We start from the raw sequence: 17,547 nt of genomic DNA, 5'->3' as shown, positions 1-17,547 counted from the left end.
CAGAAGCCCCACACGGGGACAAAGCTCGGGCCGGAACTGCAAGATCGCGGGGAGCGGCGGGCGGAGTCGTACGATCGCAGCCATGGGTGGGCGTATGGCCGGGGCCGCGGGGGCGCTTGCGGAGGAGCTACCGGCGTGGGTGACGTTGCTGCGTGCGCCGAACCCGGGGCCGATGACGCTCGACGGGACCAACACCTGGGTGCTGCGGGCCGGGCCGGACGCGCCCGCCGTCGTGGTCGACCCGGGGCCCGCCGACGAGGGGCACCTGGCCGCGATCGCGGCGCAGGGGCGCATCGGGTGCGTGCTGATCACGCACGGGCACGCCGACCACACCGAGGGCGCGCCCCGGTTGCGTGAGCTGCTCGACGGCGTACCGGTGCTCGCCGCCGACCCGGCGCACACCGCCGGAGGTGAGCCGCTCAGCGCCGACACCGCGCTCGACGTGGGGCTGGACCTGCGACTGCTGCCCACCCCCGGGCACACCGCCGACTCGGTCTGCCTCGTCGCCGCGCACGGCGGCGAGCGCGTCGTGCTGACCGGCGACACCATCCTCGGCCGGGGCACCACAGTGGTCGCCCACCCGGACGGGCACCTCGGCGACTACCTGTCGAGCCTGGAGCTGCTCTCCACGTACCGGGAGATCCCGGCGTTGCCGGGCCACGGCCCGGCGCTGGCCGACTGCGGTGTGGCGGCCGACTTCTACCTGGCCCACCGGCGGGCCCGGCTGGACCAGGTGCGCGCCGCCGTCGCCGCGGGCGCCACCACCGCGGCCGAGGTGGTCGCAGTGGTCTACGCCGACGTCGACAGGTCGCTGTGGTGGGCCGCCGAGTGGTCGGTCCGGGCCCAGCTCGAACACCTCGGAGTGGAGCAGCCGTGACCTGCCCGGTGTGCGGAACCGTAGCCGTGCCCGGGGCGCGGTTCTGCCACAACTGCGGGGCGGCGCTGCCGGCTGCCGCCACGCTGCCCGCGGCCGAGCGCCGCGTGGTGACCGTGCTCTTCGGTGACCTCTCCGACTTCACCTCCTGGTCGGAGGACCTGGACCCGGAACGGGTCGGTGCGGTCACCGACCGGGTGCTGGCGGCCCTCGCGGGCGCGGTCAAGACCTTCGGCGGGCACGTCGACAAGCTCACCGGCGACGGGATCATGGCGGTCTTCGGCGCCCCGGTCGCGCACGAGGACGACGCCGAGCGGGCGGTCCGCGCGGCGCTGTCCATGCAGCGTGCGGTGCGGCGGGTGCTCGACGACGAGCGCGGCGGCGGCGCGCCGCTGGGCCTGCGCGTCGGCCTCAACACCGGAGACGTCATCGCCGGCATCCAGGCGGCGATCGAGTACACGGTCATCGGCGACACTGTGAACACCGCCGCCCGGCTGGCCGACGCCGCCGCGGTCGGCGCGGTCTACGCCGGTGCGCGCACCTCCGCGGCCACCCGGCACGTCGCCTCCTGGCGGGCGCTGCGCCCGCTGCGGCTCAAGGGCAAGCGGGAACCGGTCGAGGCGTACGAGCTGCTGGGCCTGCTCGACGCGCCCGGCACCCGGTCCGGCCTCGGTGACGAGGCGCCGTTCGTGGGCCGGGAGACCGAGATCGGCCGGATCGCCGGCCGGCTCGCCGAGGTGATCGACAGGGGTGAGCCCCGGGTGCTGCTGATGACCGCCGAGGCGGGGATCGGCAAGTCCCGGTTCGCGGCCGAGGTGGAACGCCTCGCTGCCGGCTACGACGTCGGCGCCGGGCGGTACGCGGCGCACACCGGCGCCCGCGTGCTCTCGGTACGCTGCGCGGCGTTCGGCGAGCGCCGCCGGCTGGCGCCGCTGGCCGACCTGGTCCGGGCCGCCGTCGGCCTGCCGGGCGACGCGGCCACCGCCGTCACCCGGCCGGCCGTCGAGGAGCGGCTGCGCCGCCTCGGCCAGCGCCTGTCCCGGCTCCCCGGCGACCCGCCGCCGATCGCCGTGGACCAGCTCCTGGCCCTGCTCGGGTACGCCGAACTCCCGCCCGCCACCGAGAACGGCGAGTGGAACGCGGCCGGGCCGCCGCCGGACGACGAGGCGGTGCCGACCGCCGTGGCGGACCTGCTCAGCGCGCTCGCCGGTGAGGCGCCGCTGGTGATCGTGGTGGACGACCTGCACGACGCCACCGCCGAGACGCTCAAGGCGCTGGCGCTGACCCTCAACCGGCTCAGCGGGCCGGTGCTGGTGCTGCTGCTCGGCCGTCCCGAGCTGGTACGCACCGCCGGCGCGCTGACCCGCGTCGCGGACGCCGAGGTGCACGCGCTGCCGCCGCTGCGCGGCGCGGACGCCTCCCGGTTGCTCACCAGCTACCTGTCCGGTGGCCGCATGCCCCAGACCGACGCGGACCGGCTGCTCGCCACCGCGCAGGGCAACCCGTTCTATCTGGCCGAGCTGGTCACGCTGCTGATGGAGCGCGGTGCGCTCACCGCCGGCCCGGGGCGGGGCGCCGACGTCGGCTGGCGACTCGCCCCCGGCTCGCTCGGCAGCCGCCTGCTCTCCCGCGACCTGGCCGCGGTGCTCGCGGCGCGTATCGACGCGCTGCCGCCCAACGCCCGCTCGGCGCTGCGCGACGCCGCGGTGGTGGGCGACACCGTGCCGGCGGGAGCGCTGGAGGCGTTGCGGGAGCAGCGGGTCGGACGGGACGGGCGGCCCGCCGCGGTGGCCGCCGTCGAGCTGGACCGGGCCGTGGAGGAGCTGCTGCAACGGCGCATGCTGCACCGCACCCGCAGCGGGTTCGCCTTCGCCACCCCGCTGATGCGGGAGGCCGCGTACGCCGGGGTGAGCAAGGCCGAGCTGGCCGAGCGGCACGCGGCGCTGGCCCGCTGGGCCGCGCCGGAGAGCGTCGACGAGACCGGCGGCGCCCCGGGGGGCGCGTTCACCGAGGCCGCCCGGGACGACTTCGTCGCCGAGCACGTGGAGCGGGCCACAGCGCTCGCCGACGCGGTCAAGCTGCGCCCGGACGCGCCGGCCCGGGCGGTCACCCCGCTGGGGGTGGCCGCGCTGGGCCGGGCCGCCCGCCGGTCGCTGCGGTCGGGGGAGCCGGCGCTCGCCGTCGAGTACGCCGAGCGCGCGGCCGAGTTGGCCCGCGACGGGGTGCCACCGGCGGACCGGGTGGTGCACGCCCGTGCGCTGCTCCAGATCGGCCGCCCGGCCGACGCGCTCGCGTTCGCCGAGAAGATCGCCGCGAACACCGGCGACCCGGCCACCCGGACCGCCGCGCTGCTGCTCGCCGGGCAGGCCCAGCAGACACTCGGTGACGCCGAGCGGGCCGAGTGCAACTGGCAGGAGGCGTTGCAGGTGGCCACCGACGCCGGTCTGCCCACGCTGCGGGCCTCGGCGATGCGGCGGCTCGGCATGGCCGACTTCATCGCCGGCCGGCTCGGGCAGGCGAGCAGCCGGCTGGCCGCGTCCTACCAGGTCAGTCTCGCCGCGCGGGATCCCCGCGGGCAGGCCTGGTCGTTGCAGAACCTGGCCTGGGTGACCACCACCCGGGGCGACTTCGCCGGCACCGACGCGGTGCTCGGCCGGGCCGCCCGGCTCTTCGCCGAGCTGAAGGACCCGTACGGGCGGGCCTGGCTGCGCGGCACCACCGCGTTCGCCCGGCTGCTCGCCGGCCGGCTGCGGGAGGCGTGCCGGATGGCGCGGGTGTTCCTGCCGTTCGGGGAGCGGGTCGGCGAGGCGTGGGCGGTGGGGACGCTGCGCGCGGTCGAGGCGTACGCCACCGCCGAGCTGGGCGACCTGGCCGAGGCGGACCGGGCGGCGCGGCGCGCGTACCGGGACTTCGCCGAGGTGGGCGACGACTGGGGGCAGGGCTTCGCGCTGGTGGTGCGCGGGGTGGTGGCGCGCGGGCTGGGCGAGCCGGAACACGCGGCCGACCTGTTCACCGAGGCGCTCGAGTACGCCGACCGGACCACCCACCCGTTGCTCACCGGCATGGCCGGCACGCTGCGCGGCTTCGTGGCGCTGGACATGGGCGACCACGAGACAGCCGAGCGGGAGGCGCGGTCGGTGCTGACCCGGGTGGAGCCGCACAACCCGCAGGCACCGGCCCAGGTCGCGCCGCGGGTGCTGCTCGCCATGGCCCGGCTCGCGGCGGGTGACCCGGGCACCGCTGTGGGGCTGCTCGCCCCGGTCGCGACCGGCGCGGCGAACGCGCCCTCGCTGCTGTTCTCACGGCGGCAGACGATGGCCCGGTACGCCGCCGCGCTGCTCGCCCACGGCCAGCGCGAGCAGGCGCTCGACTGGGCGCAGCGGTCGATCACCGCCCCGGCCGAGGACGTGCGCAGCCAGGTGGTGGCGCTGCTGGTGCTGGCCGAGGCGCTCGACGCCTGCGGTCGCCGGGCCGAGGCGCTGACGAACGCGGAGGAGGCGGTACGCCTCGCGTACGCCACCGAGCAGCGCAGTGAGCGGATCGTCGCGGACGCGTTGCGGGTCCGCCTCTCCGGCGGCTGACCGCCCGTTGTTCTGACGGTTCCGGGGATGTGTTCGTCGGTGGAGCCGGTTAGCGTGGGGCCGCGACAGTGGTGGATCGACTGCCGCCTCCCGGTGCGCGCCTGCGTCACCGGCAGACCACGCTGGGGAGGAACGATGAGGCTGCCGCGCTCGGGCGCCGGCTGGACGATCGCGGTCTTCGGGCTCCTCGCGCTGCTGCTCGGCGCGCTCGGTCTGATCTGGCCGGAGACGCAGCTGCGCCTGCTCGGCTTCGAGGTGCCGGCCGAGCGCGCTCCGGGCGACTACACCGGCACGTTCCTCACCGCGTCCTCGATGGCCTCGTTCAACATGGGGGTCTACTACCTGCTCGCCGTCGCCACCGAGTGGCGGCCGTTCTACCGGTTCACCGTGTGGTTCCGCCTGGTCACCTTCACCGTGTTCACCATCGCGGTGCTCTCCGACGTCGCGCCGGACCGCTTCTTCGCGGTCGCCGCGTGGGAGGGCCTGGGCGCGGTCGCGACGGCGGTCGGCCTGTGGTGGGACGCCCGCCGGGCGGCCGCCGCCACTGACGACTCCGTCCCGGGTCCGGTGCCGGCCACCGACACGGCGCGCTGACGGGTCCGGATCGTTGGGTATTTTCGAGTCGTGACCGAGACCCCGCCCGGCGCCCTGCGGCTGCCCATCGTGCCCGGTCTGACCGATCTGCAGGTGTTCGCCCGGGGCGGGTACGCCACCATCTACCGGGCCACCCAGATCTCGGTGGGGCGCGAGGTCGCGGTCAAGATCGAGAACCGCACGCTGGACAGCGAACGCGACCAGGCCCGCTTCCTGCGCGAGGCCCGTGCCGCCGGGCGGATGTCGTCGCACCCCCACGTGGTGGACCTGTTCGACGTCGGCGTCACCGTCGACCAGCACCCCTACCTCATCATGGAGCTGTGCGACGGCTCGTACGCCGAGCGGATGCGCACCTCGCCGCTGGGCCCGGCGGAGACCCGCGACCTCGGCGTGAAGATCGCCGACGCGCTGGCCCACTCGCACGCGGCGGGCGTCCTGCACCGCGACGTCAAGCCGGCGAACATCCTGCACTCCGAGTTCAACTCGGCCGTCCTGGCCGACTTCGGCCTGGCGGTGCTCGCCGAGTTCCGCGACTCCTCGGTGATGCTGGAGGCGCTCACCCCGGCGTACGCGCCACCGGAGACGTTCAACCACAGTCCACCCACGCCCGCAGTCGACGTCTACTCGCTGTGCGCCACGCTCTACGCGGTGATGTACGGCCGTCCGCCGCGCTGGCACTCCGAACGCAACCCGAGCCTGGTCACCGTGCTGGAGATGTTCCAGCAGCCGATCCCGGGCCTGCCCGGCGTGCCCGGTGAACTGATCGACGTACTCCGGTTGGGCATGTCGAACGACCCGGGCGCGCGGCCCTCCGCGGTCGAACTGCGCGGCCTGCTCGCCTCGCTGCCGCTGGACGGCGCCCCGGCGACCGGCGGCCTGTACGACGGCGCCACCGGCGACCGGTTCCACCGCACCGGTGGGCCGAACCCGCGACCGCCCGCGGACGACGACCACCCGACGGTGGCCTCGCGTGGCCGGCGCTGGCCCAAGCGCTGGTTCCTCGGCGGCGCCGGTGTGCTGGCGCTCGCCGCCTCGGCCGGTGGCGGCTGGGTGGCAGGCGGGCACACGCCGGCCGTCACGCCCACACCGGCGACCAGCGGCGTGGCCGGGGTGGCGCCGGTGCCCGGCTGCGCGTCCGCCGACGTGCGGCTGCCCGCCGGGGCGCGCTGCGCGACGGAACTGGAGTGCTTCGGTCCGGTACGGCTGCGCCGCGACCGGGCCGAGGCGAGCCGGGTGCCGTGCGACGGCCAGCACACCTGGGAGACCTACGCCGCCGGTGACCTGCCGGCCGGTCTCGCCGGGGCCCGCCACGAGACGGTCGCGGCCGACCCGGCCGTCGGGCGGGTGTGCAACGCCGACACGTTCCGGCTGGTCAGCGGCGGCAAGTCGGCGAGCGGGTGGAACCTGGAGGTGCTGCCGCCGGAGGCCGAGGCGGACCGCACCTACCGCTGTCTGGCCGGCCGGGGCGTCAACGCGCTCGCCGGCCCCACGCTCACCGGTCGCTGAGCCCGTTCACGGTCCGGCCCTGCCGGACCGACCGCGGGTCGAGCGTCTCCAGCGTGTCGGCGTCCACCGCTGTCGTCGCCCGCATGCCGCGTACCACCCGCGGGTCGAGCGTCTCCAGCGTGTCCGCGTCGATCGGCTGGCCCGCCGGCGTGCGCAGGTTCCGTACCGCGCGCGGGTCGATCGCCTCCAGCGTGTCGGCGTCCACTCCGTACCCCTGGTGGGGGACCGGCCAGGTCTCGGCCTGCGGGGCGGGCCCGCCGGTGCCGCCGGGCTGACGCGCGGCGGTGATCGTCACTCCCGTGATCATGGCGAGCAGGACGCAGACCAGGGCCAGCACGACCGACAGGATGCCGGGCGGACGCCACACGGCGAGGGTCACCACCGCCGCCACCGTCGCCAGGGACGCGACGACGGCCTTCGCCCGCGCATCGGGCTTCGGGAACGATCTCACCCGACAAGCATGGCCCAGCGCGTCCACCTGTCAACCGGCGGGATGAGACGGCTTCCCGTCACCGACGCTCCACTTCGGAGTCGCAGGTAGCGACGATCGAGAAAAAATCGTTACATCATCTGGTTGTTTGCCGTATCGATCCCCGTTTGGGGGCCACTAACGTGGGCGTCGATCCCTACAGTGACGGGGGTCGAGGTCTCCTCGACGGAACTGTTCCCCGACGGAAGGCAGCCTCATGCCCCGTGCAATCCGATCCCTGGCCGCAACCGGGATCGCCGGCGTCCTCCTCGCCGGACCGGCCGTCGCGCCCGCCGCGGCGGCGACTCCGCAACCACCCGCGCACGACAGGACCACCGCCGCCGAGGCGCGCCGGGTGGACCGCGTGCCGACGCCGAAGCTCGACTGGTACGCCTGCTACGACTACGCCGAGTGCGCCACGGTCCGGCTGCCGCTGGACTACGACAACCCGAAGGGCGCCACCACCGAGGTCGCCCTGCTCCGGGTCAAGGCCCGCGACCAGCAGCGCAAGGTCGGCAGCCTCTTCCTCAACCCGGGTGGCCCGGGTGGCTCCGGCACGAGCATCGCGCTCGCCGCGCCCTACTTCCTCGGCGACGACCTGCTCGACCGCTTCGACATCGTCGGCGTCGACCCGCGCGGCGTCGAGGCCAGTGAGAACATCAAGTGCTTCCGCTCGGTGAAGGACCAGACCCGCGCGTACGCCGGGCTGAACGTCGCGTTCCCGTGGACCAAGGCGGAGGAGAAGGCGTACGTCGCGGCGTCCAAGGCGGTCGGCAAGGCGTGCTCCACCACCGGTAAGCCGCTCACCGGCGCGGCGTCCACCGCCGAGGTGGCCCGCGACATGGACGTGCTGCGCCGCGCCGTCGGCGACAAGTTGCTCAGCTACCTCGGCTTCAGCTACGGCACCGCGCTGGGCCAGTACTACGCCAACATGTTCCCGGACCGCTTCCGCGCGCTGGTCGTCGACGGCGTGCTCGACCCGAACGCCTGGATCGGCCAGGGCAGTGCCCGCAACCAGCTCCAGGAGACGCGGCTGCGCAGCGCCGACGGGGCGTACCGGGCGCTGCGCGAGATCCTGGCCCGGTGCGGCGAGGCCGGCGCCGAGCAGTGTGCGCTGGCTTCCACCGGCAACCCGCTGGCCGCGTACGACACGGTGGCCAAGCGACTGCGCAAGAAGCCGGTGGTGATCGAGGACCCGGACTTCGGCTCGTTCACCGTCAGCTACGCCGACTTCGTCGGTGCCACGCTCGGTGCGCTCTACGACCCGTACGGCTGGCAGTCGGTGGTGGACCTGACCGTCCAGCTCCTGGCCCTGACCGACCCGGCCGCCGGCAAGGCCGCCACCGCCACGGCCCGCAAGGCACTCGCCGCCCGCGCCGCGCAGGCACGGCAACAGCGGGGGTACGACTTCCCGTACGACAACGGGCTGGAGACGTTCCTGACCGTCGACTGCACCGACGCGTACCACCCGAAGAGCGCCGACGCCTGGCCGGCGCTGTCGGCGAAGGAGGACAAGCGGGCGCCCTACTTCGGGCGGGCGTGGGCCTGGGGCACCTCGCCCTGTGCCCGCAACACCTGGACGGTGCGGGACGAGGACGCCTGGACCGGGCCGTTCAACCGGGTCACCGCCGCCCCGGTGCTGGTGGTCGGCAACTACTGGGATCCGGCGACCAACTACCAGGGGGCGGTCAGCTCGGCGAAGCTGCTGCCGAACAGCCGCCTGCTGAGCAGCGACAGCTGGGGCCACACCGCGTACGGCACCTCGGCGTGCGTGACCGGCCGGATCGACGCGTACCTGCTCACCGGCAAGCTGCCGGCCAAGGGCACGCTCTGCGTCGGTGACGCGCAGCCGTTCCAGGAGGACGCGGCGGCCGGCCGGGCGGACGCGTCGAAGAGCGCGCTGGCCCGGGCGGGCGAGCCGAGCCGGGGCGAGCCGAAGCGGCTGCCGCCGGTGGCGACGCCGCGCCCGGCGGTCGGCACGCTGACCGTCCGCTGACGGACCCCCGGGGTACGGCGGGTGATCGGGCACCCGCCGTACCCCGGGCCCACCTCGGTCAGTAGGACTTGTCCTGGCCGAGGACGTGCTGGGCGACGAAGTTGAGGATCATCTCCCGGCTGACCGGGGCGATCCGGCCCGCCCGTACCGCGCCGAGCAGCGTCGCCACGCCGTACTCGGTGGTCATGCCGGCCCCGCCGAGCGCCTGGACGGCGGTGTCGACGGCGAGCGCGGCGGCCTCGCCGGCCGCGTACTTGGCCATGTTGCCGGAGATGCCGGCCTCCAGGTCGCGGCCCGCGTCGTAGAGCGTGGCCGCCTTGTGGATCATCAGTCGGGCCAGCTCGACCTGCACTGCGGCGTGCGCCAGCGGGTGCGAGACGCCCTGGTGGGAGCCGATCGAGCGTCCGCCCCACACCTTGCGGGTAGCGGTGTAGTCGCTTGCCCTCTCGATCGCGTACCGGCCGGTGCCGGCGCCCATCGCGGCAACAGTGATGCGCTCCGGGTTGAGGCCGGCGAACAGGGCGGGCAGCCCGGCGTCGAGCGATTCACCGACGAGCGCGTCGGCGGGGAGCCGGACGTCGTCGAGGAAGAGCAGGAACTGGTTCTCCGGCGACAGGATCTCCATGTCCAGCTTGGACTTCTCCAGGCCGGGCGCGTCGGTCGGCACGATGAAGAGCGCCGGCTTCAACTTCCCGGTGGACGCGTCCTCGGTACGAGCGACCACGAGGACGTGCCCGGCCTCGTCCACCCCGGAGATGTAGATCTTCCGGCCGCTGAGCAGCCAGTCGTCGCCGTCGCGGCGGGCCACTGTGGCGAGGCGGTGGAAGTTCGATCCGGCGTCCGGCTCGGTGATCGCGAAGACGATCTTCTGGGAGCCGTCGGCGAGGCCGGGGAGGTGCTTCTTGCGCTGCTCCTCCGTACCGTGCTTGTTGATGATCGTGGCGGCGATGGCGGGGGAGACCACCAGGAGCAGCAGCGGGCAGCCGGTCGCGGCCAGCTCCTCGCACACCAGCGCCAGCTCGGTGATGCCGCCGCCCCCGCCGCCGTACTCGGTGGGGATGTTCACGCCCAGGTAGCCCAGCCGTCCGGCCTCGTGCCACAGCTCGGTGGTGTGCTCGCCGGACCTGGCCTTCTCGACGAAGTAGGAGTGGCCGTACTTGCGGCCCAACGCCCGGACGGCGTCGCGGAGCTGGTCCTGCTCGGGGGTCAGGTCGAAGTTCACTGCGGGTCCTCCTCGGGGTCCACCACGGCAAGTACGGCACCCGTCTCGACCTGGCCGCCGGCCGGCACCGGCAGCTCCGTCACCACGCCGTCGGCGGGGGCGAGCACGGGATGTTCGAGCTTCATCGCTTCCAGCGTCAGCAACAGGTCACCGGCAGCGACCCGCTGACCGACCTCGACGTGCACCCGGGTCACCGCGCCGGGCAGCGGCGCGAGCAGCGACCCGGCCGCCAGCTCCGCGGTGGGCAGGGGCAGGCGGGGCAGTTCGGTGAGGCTCGCCGCCCCGTCCGGGCCGTCCACGAAGACCGACGACCCCGCCCGGTGTACGCGGAAGGCCCGCCGCACCCCGTCCACGTCGAGCACCACCCGGCCCGGGGTGGCCGTCACCAGCTCGACCACCGGCAGCTCGGTGTTAACAGAGGACCCTTCCTCTACCGGATCCGTTAAGAGGGGGCCCTTCCTTCCCCACTCGGCGAGGGCGCCGGTGCGGTCGAGCCGGTAGTGCACCTCGATCTCCTCGCCGTCGCCGACGGTGAAGCGGGTGACCTGCGGGAAGGACGGCACGTTGCGCCAGCCCGACGGCAACCCGGCCAGCACCGGTGCGGCGGCCCGGCGCTCGGCGGCCCCGGACAGCGCCGCCGCCAGTGCCGCCACCGGAAGCTGCTCCGCCGGCAGCAGTGGCGCGAACACCTCCGGGTGCCGGTCCAGGAAGCCGGTGTCGAGGTCCACGGCGGTGAACTCCGCGCTGCGCAGCACGCGGACCAGCAGGTCCCGGTTGGTGGCCACGCCGTGCAGTTCGGCGTGGGCCAGCGCGCCGGCCAGGGCACGGGCCGCCTCGGTGCGGGTGGGCGCCCAGGCGACGAGCTTCGCCAGCATCGAGTCGTAGTGCACGCTCACCGTCGAGCCGTCCACGACGCCGGAGTCCAGGCGCAGGCCACGGGCCGGACCGAACTCGGCTGCGACCCCGGGGATCGCGAACCGGTGCAGCGTGCCGGTGGCCGGGCGGAAGCCCTGAGCCGGGTCCTCGGCGCACAGCCGTACCTCGATGGCGTGGCCGTCGGCCGGTGGCGTGGTGGTGACCGGCAGCGGCTCGCCCTCGGCGACGAGCAGTTGCAGCCGGACCAGGTCCAGCCCGGTGGTCAGCTCGGTGACCGGATGTTCCACCTGGAGGCGGGTGTTCATCTCCAGGAAGTGCACCTGCCCGTCCGGCGCCAGCAGGAACTCCACGGTTCCCGCGCCGACGTAGTCGACAGCCCGCCCGGCCGCCACCGCCGCCTCGTGCAACTCCGCGCGCACGTCGTCGGGCAGCACACCCGGTGCCTCCTCGACGATCTTCTGGTGGCGGCGCTGGATCGAGCAGTCGCGTACCCCGAGGGCCACGACGGTGCCGTGGGTGTCGCCGAAGATCTGCACCTCGACGTGGCGTCCGCGTTCCACGTACCGCTCGATGAAGACGGTGCCGTCGCCGAACGCCGCCGCCGCCTCGCGGCGAGCGCCCGCGACGGCCTCGGCCAGCCCCGCGGCGTCGCGGACGATCCGCATGCCCCGGCCGCCGCCACCGGCGGCGGCCTTGACCAGCACCGGGAAGGCGGTGACCTCGGCCGGGTCGGTCCAGGTGGGCAGCATCGGCACGCCCGCGTCGGCGAGCATCGCCTTGGCGGCCATCTTGTCGCCCATCGCGGCGATCGCCTTGGCCGACGGCCCGACCCAGGTCAGGCCCGCGTCGGTCACCGCCGCGGCGAACTCGGCGTTCTCGGCCAGGAAGCCGTAGCCGGGGTGGACGGCGTCCGCGCCGGAGCGCCGGGCCGCGTCCAGGATGGCGTCGATGCGCAGGTACGTCTCGGCCGGCGTGTTACCCGGCAGCCGGACGGCCTGGTCGGCGTCGGCCACGAACGGCGCGTCGGCGTCCGCGTCGGAGTGCACGGCGACGGTGGCCACGCCGAGGGCGCGGCAGGTGGCGAAGACCCGGCGGGCGATCTCGCCCCGGTTCGCAACCAGAAGTTTGTTGATCATCCGCGCTGAGCCTGCCTTTCGTTCGCGACTGCGGGACTCCGCTTCGCTGCGTTCCTCGCGCTCACAGGTCACATCCGGAAGACGCCGAAACCGTCGGCGCCCTTCACCGGTCCGTTGTGGATCGCCGACAGGCACAGCCCGAGGACGGTACGGGTGTCCCGGGGGTCGATCACCCCGTCGTCGTAGAGCCGCCCGGACAGGAACAGCGCCCCGGACTGCGACTCGATCTGCTGCTCGACCATCATCCGCATGGCGGCGTCGGTGTCCTCGTCGTACTCGCGTCCCCGGGCGGCGGCGGCCTGCCGGGCCACGATGGACAGCACACCGGCGAGCTGCGCCGGACCCATCACCGCCGACTTCGCGTTCGGCCAGGTGAACAGGAACCGGGGCTCGTACGCCCGGCCGCACATGCCGTAGTTGCCGGCGCCGTAGGAGGCGCCCAGGTTGACCGTCAGGTGCGGCACCTTCGAGTTCGACACCGCGTTGATCATCAGGGCGCCGTGCTTGATGATGCCGCGCTGCTCGTACTCGGTGCCGACCATGTAGCCGGTGGTGTTCTGGAGGAAGACCAGCGGTGTGTCAGCCGCGTTGGCGAGCTGGATGAACTGGGCCGCCTTCTGGGCCTCCTGGCTGAACAGCACGCCCCGGGCGTTCGCGAGCACACCGACCGGGTAGCCGTGCAGCTCGCCCCAGCCGGTGACCAGCGCGGTGCCGTAGCCGGGCTTGAACTCGTCGAACGCGCTGTCGTCGAGCACCCGGGCCAGCACCTCGCGCGGGTCGAACGGCACCTTCAGGTCGGCGCTGGCGATGCCGAGCAACTCCTCCGGGTCGTACCGGGGTGGCAGCGGGTGGGGGTTGCGCGGCGGGGGGCCGTGCTTGCGCCAGTTGAGCCGGCGGACGCACTGCCGGGCCAGCCGGATGCCGTCGCGCTCGTCCTCGGCGAGGAAGTCGGCCAGGCCGGACGTGGTGGCGTGCATCGCCGCGCCGCCGAGCGACTCGTCGTCGGTGACCTCGCCGGTGGCCATCTTCACCAGCGGCGGTCCGGCCAGGTAGACCTGCGAACGGTCGCGGATCATGACGGTGTAGTCCGACATGCCCGGCACGTACGCGCCACCTGCTGTGGCGTTGCCGAAGACCACGCTCACGGTCGGGATCCGCTGCGCGGAGAGCCGGGTCAGGTCGCGGAACACCCGGCCGCCGGGAATGAAGATCTCCGCCTGGGTGGGCAGGTCGGCGCCGGCCGACTCGACCAGGTTCACCATCGGCAGCCGGTTGGCCGCAGCGATCTCACCGGCCCGCCGGGTCTTCGCCAGCGACCACGGGTTGATCGCGCCGCCGCGTACCGTCGGGTCGTTCGCCACGATCAGGCACTCGACGCCCTCGACCACGCCGATACCGGTCACGGTGCTGGCGCCGACCGGGAAGTCGGTGCCGAACGCGGCCACCGACGACAACTCCAGGAACGGGCTGTCCGGGTCGAGCAGCAGCTCGATCCGCTCCCGGGGGAGCAGCTTGCCGCGACCGCGGTGCCGGGTCACGTACTTCTCGCCGCCACCGCCCCGGGCCTGGTCGAGCGCCTCCTCCAGCTCCGCCAGGCGTTCCAGCAGCGCCTCCCGGTTGGCGGTGAAGGCGGGCGCGGACGGGTCGATGGTGCTCTGCAGGACAGTCGTGCTCATAGGCCCATGCCCTTCGCGATGATCTCGTTCATGATCTCGGTGGTGCCGCCGCCGATGCCGAGCAGACGGGCGTCCCGGTAGTGCCGCTCCACCTCGGCGTCACGCATGTAGCCGAAGCCGCCGTGCAGTTGCAGCGCCGCGTCGACCACCCAGTCGCAGGTGGCCACCGCCACGTTCTTCGCCATCGCCACCTCGGTCACCACCGGCTGCCCGGCGGCCACCCGCTCGGCGACGTCGTGCACGTACGCCCGCGCCGCGTCGGTGCGGCTGTGCATCTCGGCCAGCTTGTGCCGGACGACCTGGCGCCCGACGAGCGGCCGGCCGAACGTCTGGCGGTCCCGGCACCACTGCACGGCCAGGTCCACGCAGCGCTGCGCGGTCGCGTACGCCTGGGTGGCGAGCGACAGCCGCTCGTTGGCGAACTGCTGCATGATGGCGAGGAAGCCGGTGTCCTCCGGGCCGACCCGGTTCGTCACCGGCACCCGCACGTCGACGAAGGACAGCTCGGCGGTGTCCGAGCAGTGCCAGCCCAGCTTCTCCAGCCGCCGCCCCACCGTGAACCCGGGCGTGCCCTTGTCGATGACCAGCAGGCTGACCGAGCCCGAACCGGGGAACTCGGTGCAGACAGCAGTGGTGACGAAGTCGGCGCGGACCCCGCTGGTGATGTACGTCTTGGACCCGTTGACGACGTAGTGGTCACCGTCGCGGACCGCGCAGGTGCGGATGCCCGCCACGTCCGAGCCGCCGTCCGGTTCGGTGATCGCCAGCGCGCCGATCATCGTCCCGGCGAGCGCGGGCCGCACGTACTTGTCGATCAGCCCTTCGTCCTGGGTCTCGACCATGTGCGGCAGCGCGATCCCGTGCGTGAACAACGCGGCGACCAGCCCGGACGACCCGCCCGAGCGGATGATCTCCTCGGTGACCACCATCGAGTCGAGCAGGTCGCCGCCGCTGCCGCCGACCGACTCCGGGAAGCCGATGCCGAGCAGGCCGATCTTGGCTGCGGTCTCGTGCAGCGACCGGGGTACCTCGCCCGCCCGCTCCCAGTCGGACAGGTGCGGCAGCACCTCCCGGGTCACGAACGAACGGGTCAGCTCGCGCAGTTGCCGGCGTTCCGGCGTGTCCACGATGGTCATGCGCGTGCCTCCGTCGGAAGATCGACCACTCGCGAGCGCAGCAGCTCGCCGAGTGCCTTGGCCTGGGGGTCGAACCGGGTGGACGCGGCCACGCCCTGCCCGAGCAGTCCCCGGATCACGAAGTTGACAGCGCGCAGGTTCGGCAGCTCGTACCGCTCGACTGTGAGCGACGCCGTCTCCGGCAGCAGCTCGGCCAGCCGCTCCACCGTCAGCCAGTCGCGCAGCCACGGCCAGGTCGCGTCGGTGCGGGCCCAGACGCCCAGGTTGGCGTCGCCGCCCTTGTCGCCCGACCGCGCCCCGACCAGCTCACCCAGCGGCCCCCGCCGGGTGCCGGGCAAGGAAGGGCCCCCTCTTAACGCCTCGTGTTGTACAGGGGCCCCCTGTAAACCGCCCGTGACCGTCGGCGGTGCGATCGCCACCCGCTCCCCGGAGGGCAGCACCGCGACGTGCTCCACAGCGTCCTGCGCGATCGTGTCGGCGGTGAACACCCCGTACGGCGTCGCGTCACCGGGCAGCGTGGTCAGCGTGCAGCCCGGGTAGGAGGCCAGCGCCAGCTCCACCGCCGCCGCCGAGAACGCCCGCCCGGCCCGCGACTTGTCACCGTCCCGCAGGTGTACGTGCAGCAGCGCGCTCGCCGCCTCGGTGTCGCCGGTGTCCGGGTGGTCGGTACGGGCCAGCGTGAACTCCAGCCCCTCCGTGCCGACCGACTCCTCGATCTGGCCCCGGACCAGCGCCGCCTTGGCCGGGATGTCCAGCCCGCACAGCACGAACGTCATCGAGTTGCGGAAGCCGCCCAGGTTGTTGACGCCCACCTTGAGCGTGTCCGGCGGCGGCGTGCCGCGCACCCCGGAGACGCGTACTCGGTCCGGACCCTCCTGCTCCAGCCGCACCGTGTCCAGGCGGGTCACCACGTCCGGCCCGAGGTAGTCCGGCCCGCCCACCTCGTACAGCAGCTGGGCGGTGACCGTCTCGACCGTCACCGCGCCGCCGGTGCCGGCGTGCTTGGTGAGCACCGACGAGCCGTCCGCGTGCAGTTCGGCGATCGGGAAGCCGGGCCGGTGCCCGCCGTCCGGCAACTCGGTGAAGAAGCTGAAGTTGCCGCCGGTGACCTGCGCGCCGCACTCGATCAGGTGCCCTGCGACAGTCGCGCCGGCCAGCGCGTCGAGGTCGTCGCGGGTCCACCCGAAGCGGGCGATTGCCGGGCCGACAGCCAGCGAGGCGTCGGTGACCCGCCCGGTGACCACCACGTCCGCGCCCGCGTCGAGGCAGGCCGCGATCCCGAACGCGCCCAGGTAGGCGTTCGCGGTCAGCGCATCCGGCCGCTGGATCGCGTCGCCCTCGACGTACCCGACCCGGACCTGGAGGCCGAGCCGGTCGCCGAGTGACCGGATCGCGTCGGCCAGCCCCGCCGGGTTGAGGCCGCCCGCGTTGGTGACCAGCGTGACGCCGCGCTCCAGCGCGGTGCCGAGCACGCCCTCCGCCTGACGCAGGAACGTCTTGGCGTAGCCGAGCGACGGGTCGCGCATCCGGTCCCGGCCGAGGATGAGCATGGTCAGCTCGGCCAGGTAGTCACCGGTCAGCACGTCCAACTCGCCGCCGTCGAGCATCTCCCGCCAGGCGGCGAAGCGGTCGCCGTAGAAGCCAGACGCGTTCCCGATCCGCAGCACGCTCATGAGGAGGTTCCGTTCGCCGGCTCGCGCTTGCCGCCGGGCGGCCCGGCGAACGCCTGGGCCACGTCCAGCCACTCGTCGGCCACCGGCCCGGTGGCGGTCAGGGCCAGGTCCGCGCGGTGCCGGCGCTGCGTGACGAGCAGGCAGAAGTCGAGCGCCGGGCCGGTCACCCGGTCGGTCGCGTCGGCCGGCCCGAACTCCCACACCTCGCCGTCCGCGGGCGCGGTCAGCTCGACCCGCACCGGCGCCGTGGGCACGTCGCGGCCGTGGGCCGAGAAACCGTGCCCGAGGGTACGGAAGCCGAGGTGCGCGATGTGCCGCAGACGCGCGGTCGGGGTACGGCTGACGCTCAGCGCGTCTGCTACGTCCTCGCCGTGCGCCCACGTCTCCATCAGCCGTGCCGTGACCATCGACGTGGGCGACATGCTGGTGCCGTACCAGGGGATCTTCTGTCCGGCCGGTACGGCGGCGAGCGCCCCGGCGAGCGCCGACCGGCCGGCACGCCACCGGGCCAGCAGCGCGGGCGGTGGCGCCAGGAAGGACTCGGCACCGTCCTCGACCAGGCGCGACGGGTCCGGTGCGGCCATCACCGAGGCGAAGAACGCGGACTCGTCGGTGGCCGCCAGGTAGGCGACGTGGTCGGTCCATGCCAGGTGCGCGACCTGGTGCGCGACGGTCCAGCCCGGGGCCGGTGTCGGCCGCTCCCATCCTTCCGGCGGCAGGTCCGCGACGAGCGCGTCGAGCTGTTCGGACTCGGCGGCCAGATCCGCGAGCAGGGCTGTCAGGTCGACCATTGTGCCTCCGGGCGGGG

12 protein-coding genes are annotated in these 17,547 nt (G+C 74.0%); 5 read left to right on the top strand and 7 right to left on the bottom strand.

Annotated elements, in window-relative coordinates; all coding sequences use genetic code 11:
* Positions 1-82: 82 nt before the first annotated feature.
* From MICAU_RS29515 to MICAU_RS29500, 4 genes are all read left to right on the top strand, one after another.
* Positions 83-877: an MBL fold metallo-hydrolase gene (locus tag MICAU_RS29515; protein WP_030273782.1), complete on the top strand. Its 795-nt coding sequence runs from the start codon at positions 83-85 to the stop codon at positions 875-877.
* The gene (locus MICAU_RS29510; RefSeq protein ID WP_013289018.1) at positions 874-4,455 is read left to right on the top strand and encodes an adenylate/guanylate cyclase domain-containing protein; all 3,582 of its coding nucleotides are present in this window, start codon (positions 874-876) and stop codon (positions 4,453-4,455) included. Before MICAU_RS29515 ends, MICAU_RS29510 begins: the two co-directional genes overlap by 4 nt.
* Before the next feature lie 135 nt (positions 4,456-4,590).
* Positions 4,591-5,049 carry a hypothetical protein gene (locus MICAU_RS29505; protein ID WP_013289017.1) on the top strand — a complete coding sequence of 153 codons (459 nt, stop codon included), beginning with the start codon at positions 4,591-4,593 and terminating at the stop codon, positions 5,047-5,049.
* A 30-nt stretch (positions 5,050-5,079) separates the two neighbouring features.
* Complete coding sequence (locus MICAU_RS29500) at positions 5,080-6,555, top strand: serine/threonine-protein kinase (protein ID WP_013289016.1); 1,476 nt, start codon at positions 5,080-5,082, stop codon at positions 6,553-6,555.
* On the opposite strand, the gene MICAU_RS29495 is transcribed toward MICAU_RS29500, so the two are convergent.
* Entirely contained in the window at positions 6,542-7,006 is a 465-nt protein-coding gene (locus MICAU_RS29495; protein WP_013289015.1) for a hypothetical protein, read from the bottom strand. The genes MICAU_RS29500 and MICAU_RS29495 overlap by 14 nt on opposite strands.
* A 235-nt stretch (positions 7,007-7,241) precedes the next feature.
* Here MICAU_RS29495 and MICAU_RS29490 point away from each other — a divergent pair, with 235 nt between their 5' ends.
* Complete coding sequence (locus MICAU_RS29490) at positions 7,242-9,020, top strand: alpha/beta hydrolase (RefSeq protein WP_013289014.1); 1,779 nt, start codon at positions 7,242-7,244, stop codon at positions 9,018-9,020.
* Between the two features lie 58 nt (positions 9,021-9,078).
* Here the strand turns inward: MICAU_RS29490 and MICAU_RS29485 are convergent, their stop codons facing one another.
* The 6 genes from MICAU_RS29485 to MICAU_RS29460 form a co-directional block, all read right to left on the bottom strand.
* Positions 9,079-10,242, bottom strand: coding sequence for an acyl-CoA dehydrogenase family protein (locus MICAU_RS29485; protein ID WP_013289013.1), 1,164 nt, complete (start codon positions 10,240-10,242; stop codon positions 9,079-9,081).
* The gene (locus tag MICAU_RS29480) at positions 10,239-12,254 is read right to left on the bottom strand and encodes an ATP-binding protein (protein ID WP_013289012.1); all 2,016 of its coding nucleotides are present in this window, start codon (positions 12,252-12,254) and stop codon (positions 10,239-10,241) included. Before MICAU_RS29480 ends, MICAU_RS29485 begins: the two co-directional genes overlap by 4 nt.
* Before the next feature lie 68 nt (positions 12,255-12,322).
* On the bottom strand, positions 12,323-13,930 hold the full coding sequence (locus MICAU_RS29475; RefSeq protein WP_013289011.1) for an acyl-CoA carboxylase subunit beta: 1,608 nt from the start codon (positions 13,928-13,930) through the stop codon (positions 12,323-12,325).
* Positions 13,927-15,066 (bottom strand): acyl-CoA dehydrogenase family protein, encoded by a 1,140-nt coding sequence (locus MICAU_RS29470; protein WP_013289010.1) that lies wholly within the window; start codon positions 15,064-15,066, stop codon positions 13,927-13,929. The genes MICAU_RS29475 and MICAU_RS29470 overlap by 4 nt, the downstream gene beginning before the upstream one ends.
* A complete protein-coding gene (locus MICAU_RS29465; RefSeq protein WP_013289009.1) occupies positions 15,063-16,739 on the bottom strand; it encodes an acyclic terpene utilization AtuA family protein in 1,677 nt (558 codons plus the stop codon). The genes MICAU_RS29470 and MICAU_RS29465 overlap by 4 nt, the downstream gene beginning before the upstream one ends.
* Positions 16,736-17,530 carry a TIGR03084 family metal-binding protein gene (locus MICAU_RS29460; protein ID WP_013289008.1) on the bottom strand — a complete coding sequence of 265 codons (795 nt, stop codon included), beginning with the start codon at positions 17,528-17,530 and terminating at the stop codon, positions 16,736-16,738. Before MICAU_RS29460 ends, MICAU_RS29465 begins: the two co-directional genes overlap by 4 nt.
* Positions 17,531-17,547: the final 17 nt, after the last annotated feature.

It is taken from the genome of Micromonospora aurantiaca ATCC 27029 (assembly GCF_000145235.1).
GTDB classification, from domain to species: domain Bacteria; phylum Actinomycetota; class Actinomycetes; order Mycobacteriales; family Micromonosporaceae; genus Micromonospora; species Micromonospora aurantiaca.
This window is presented reverse-complemented; position numbering and strand designations above follow the sequence as displayed.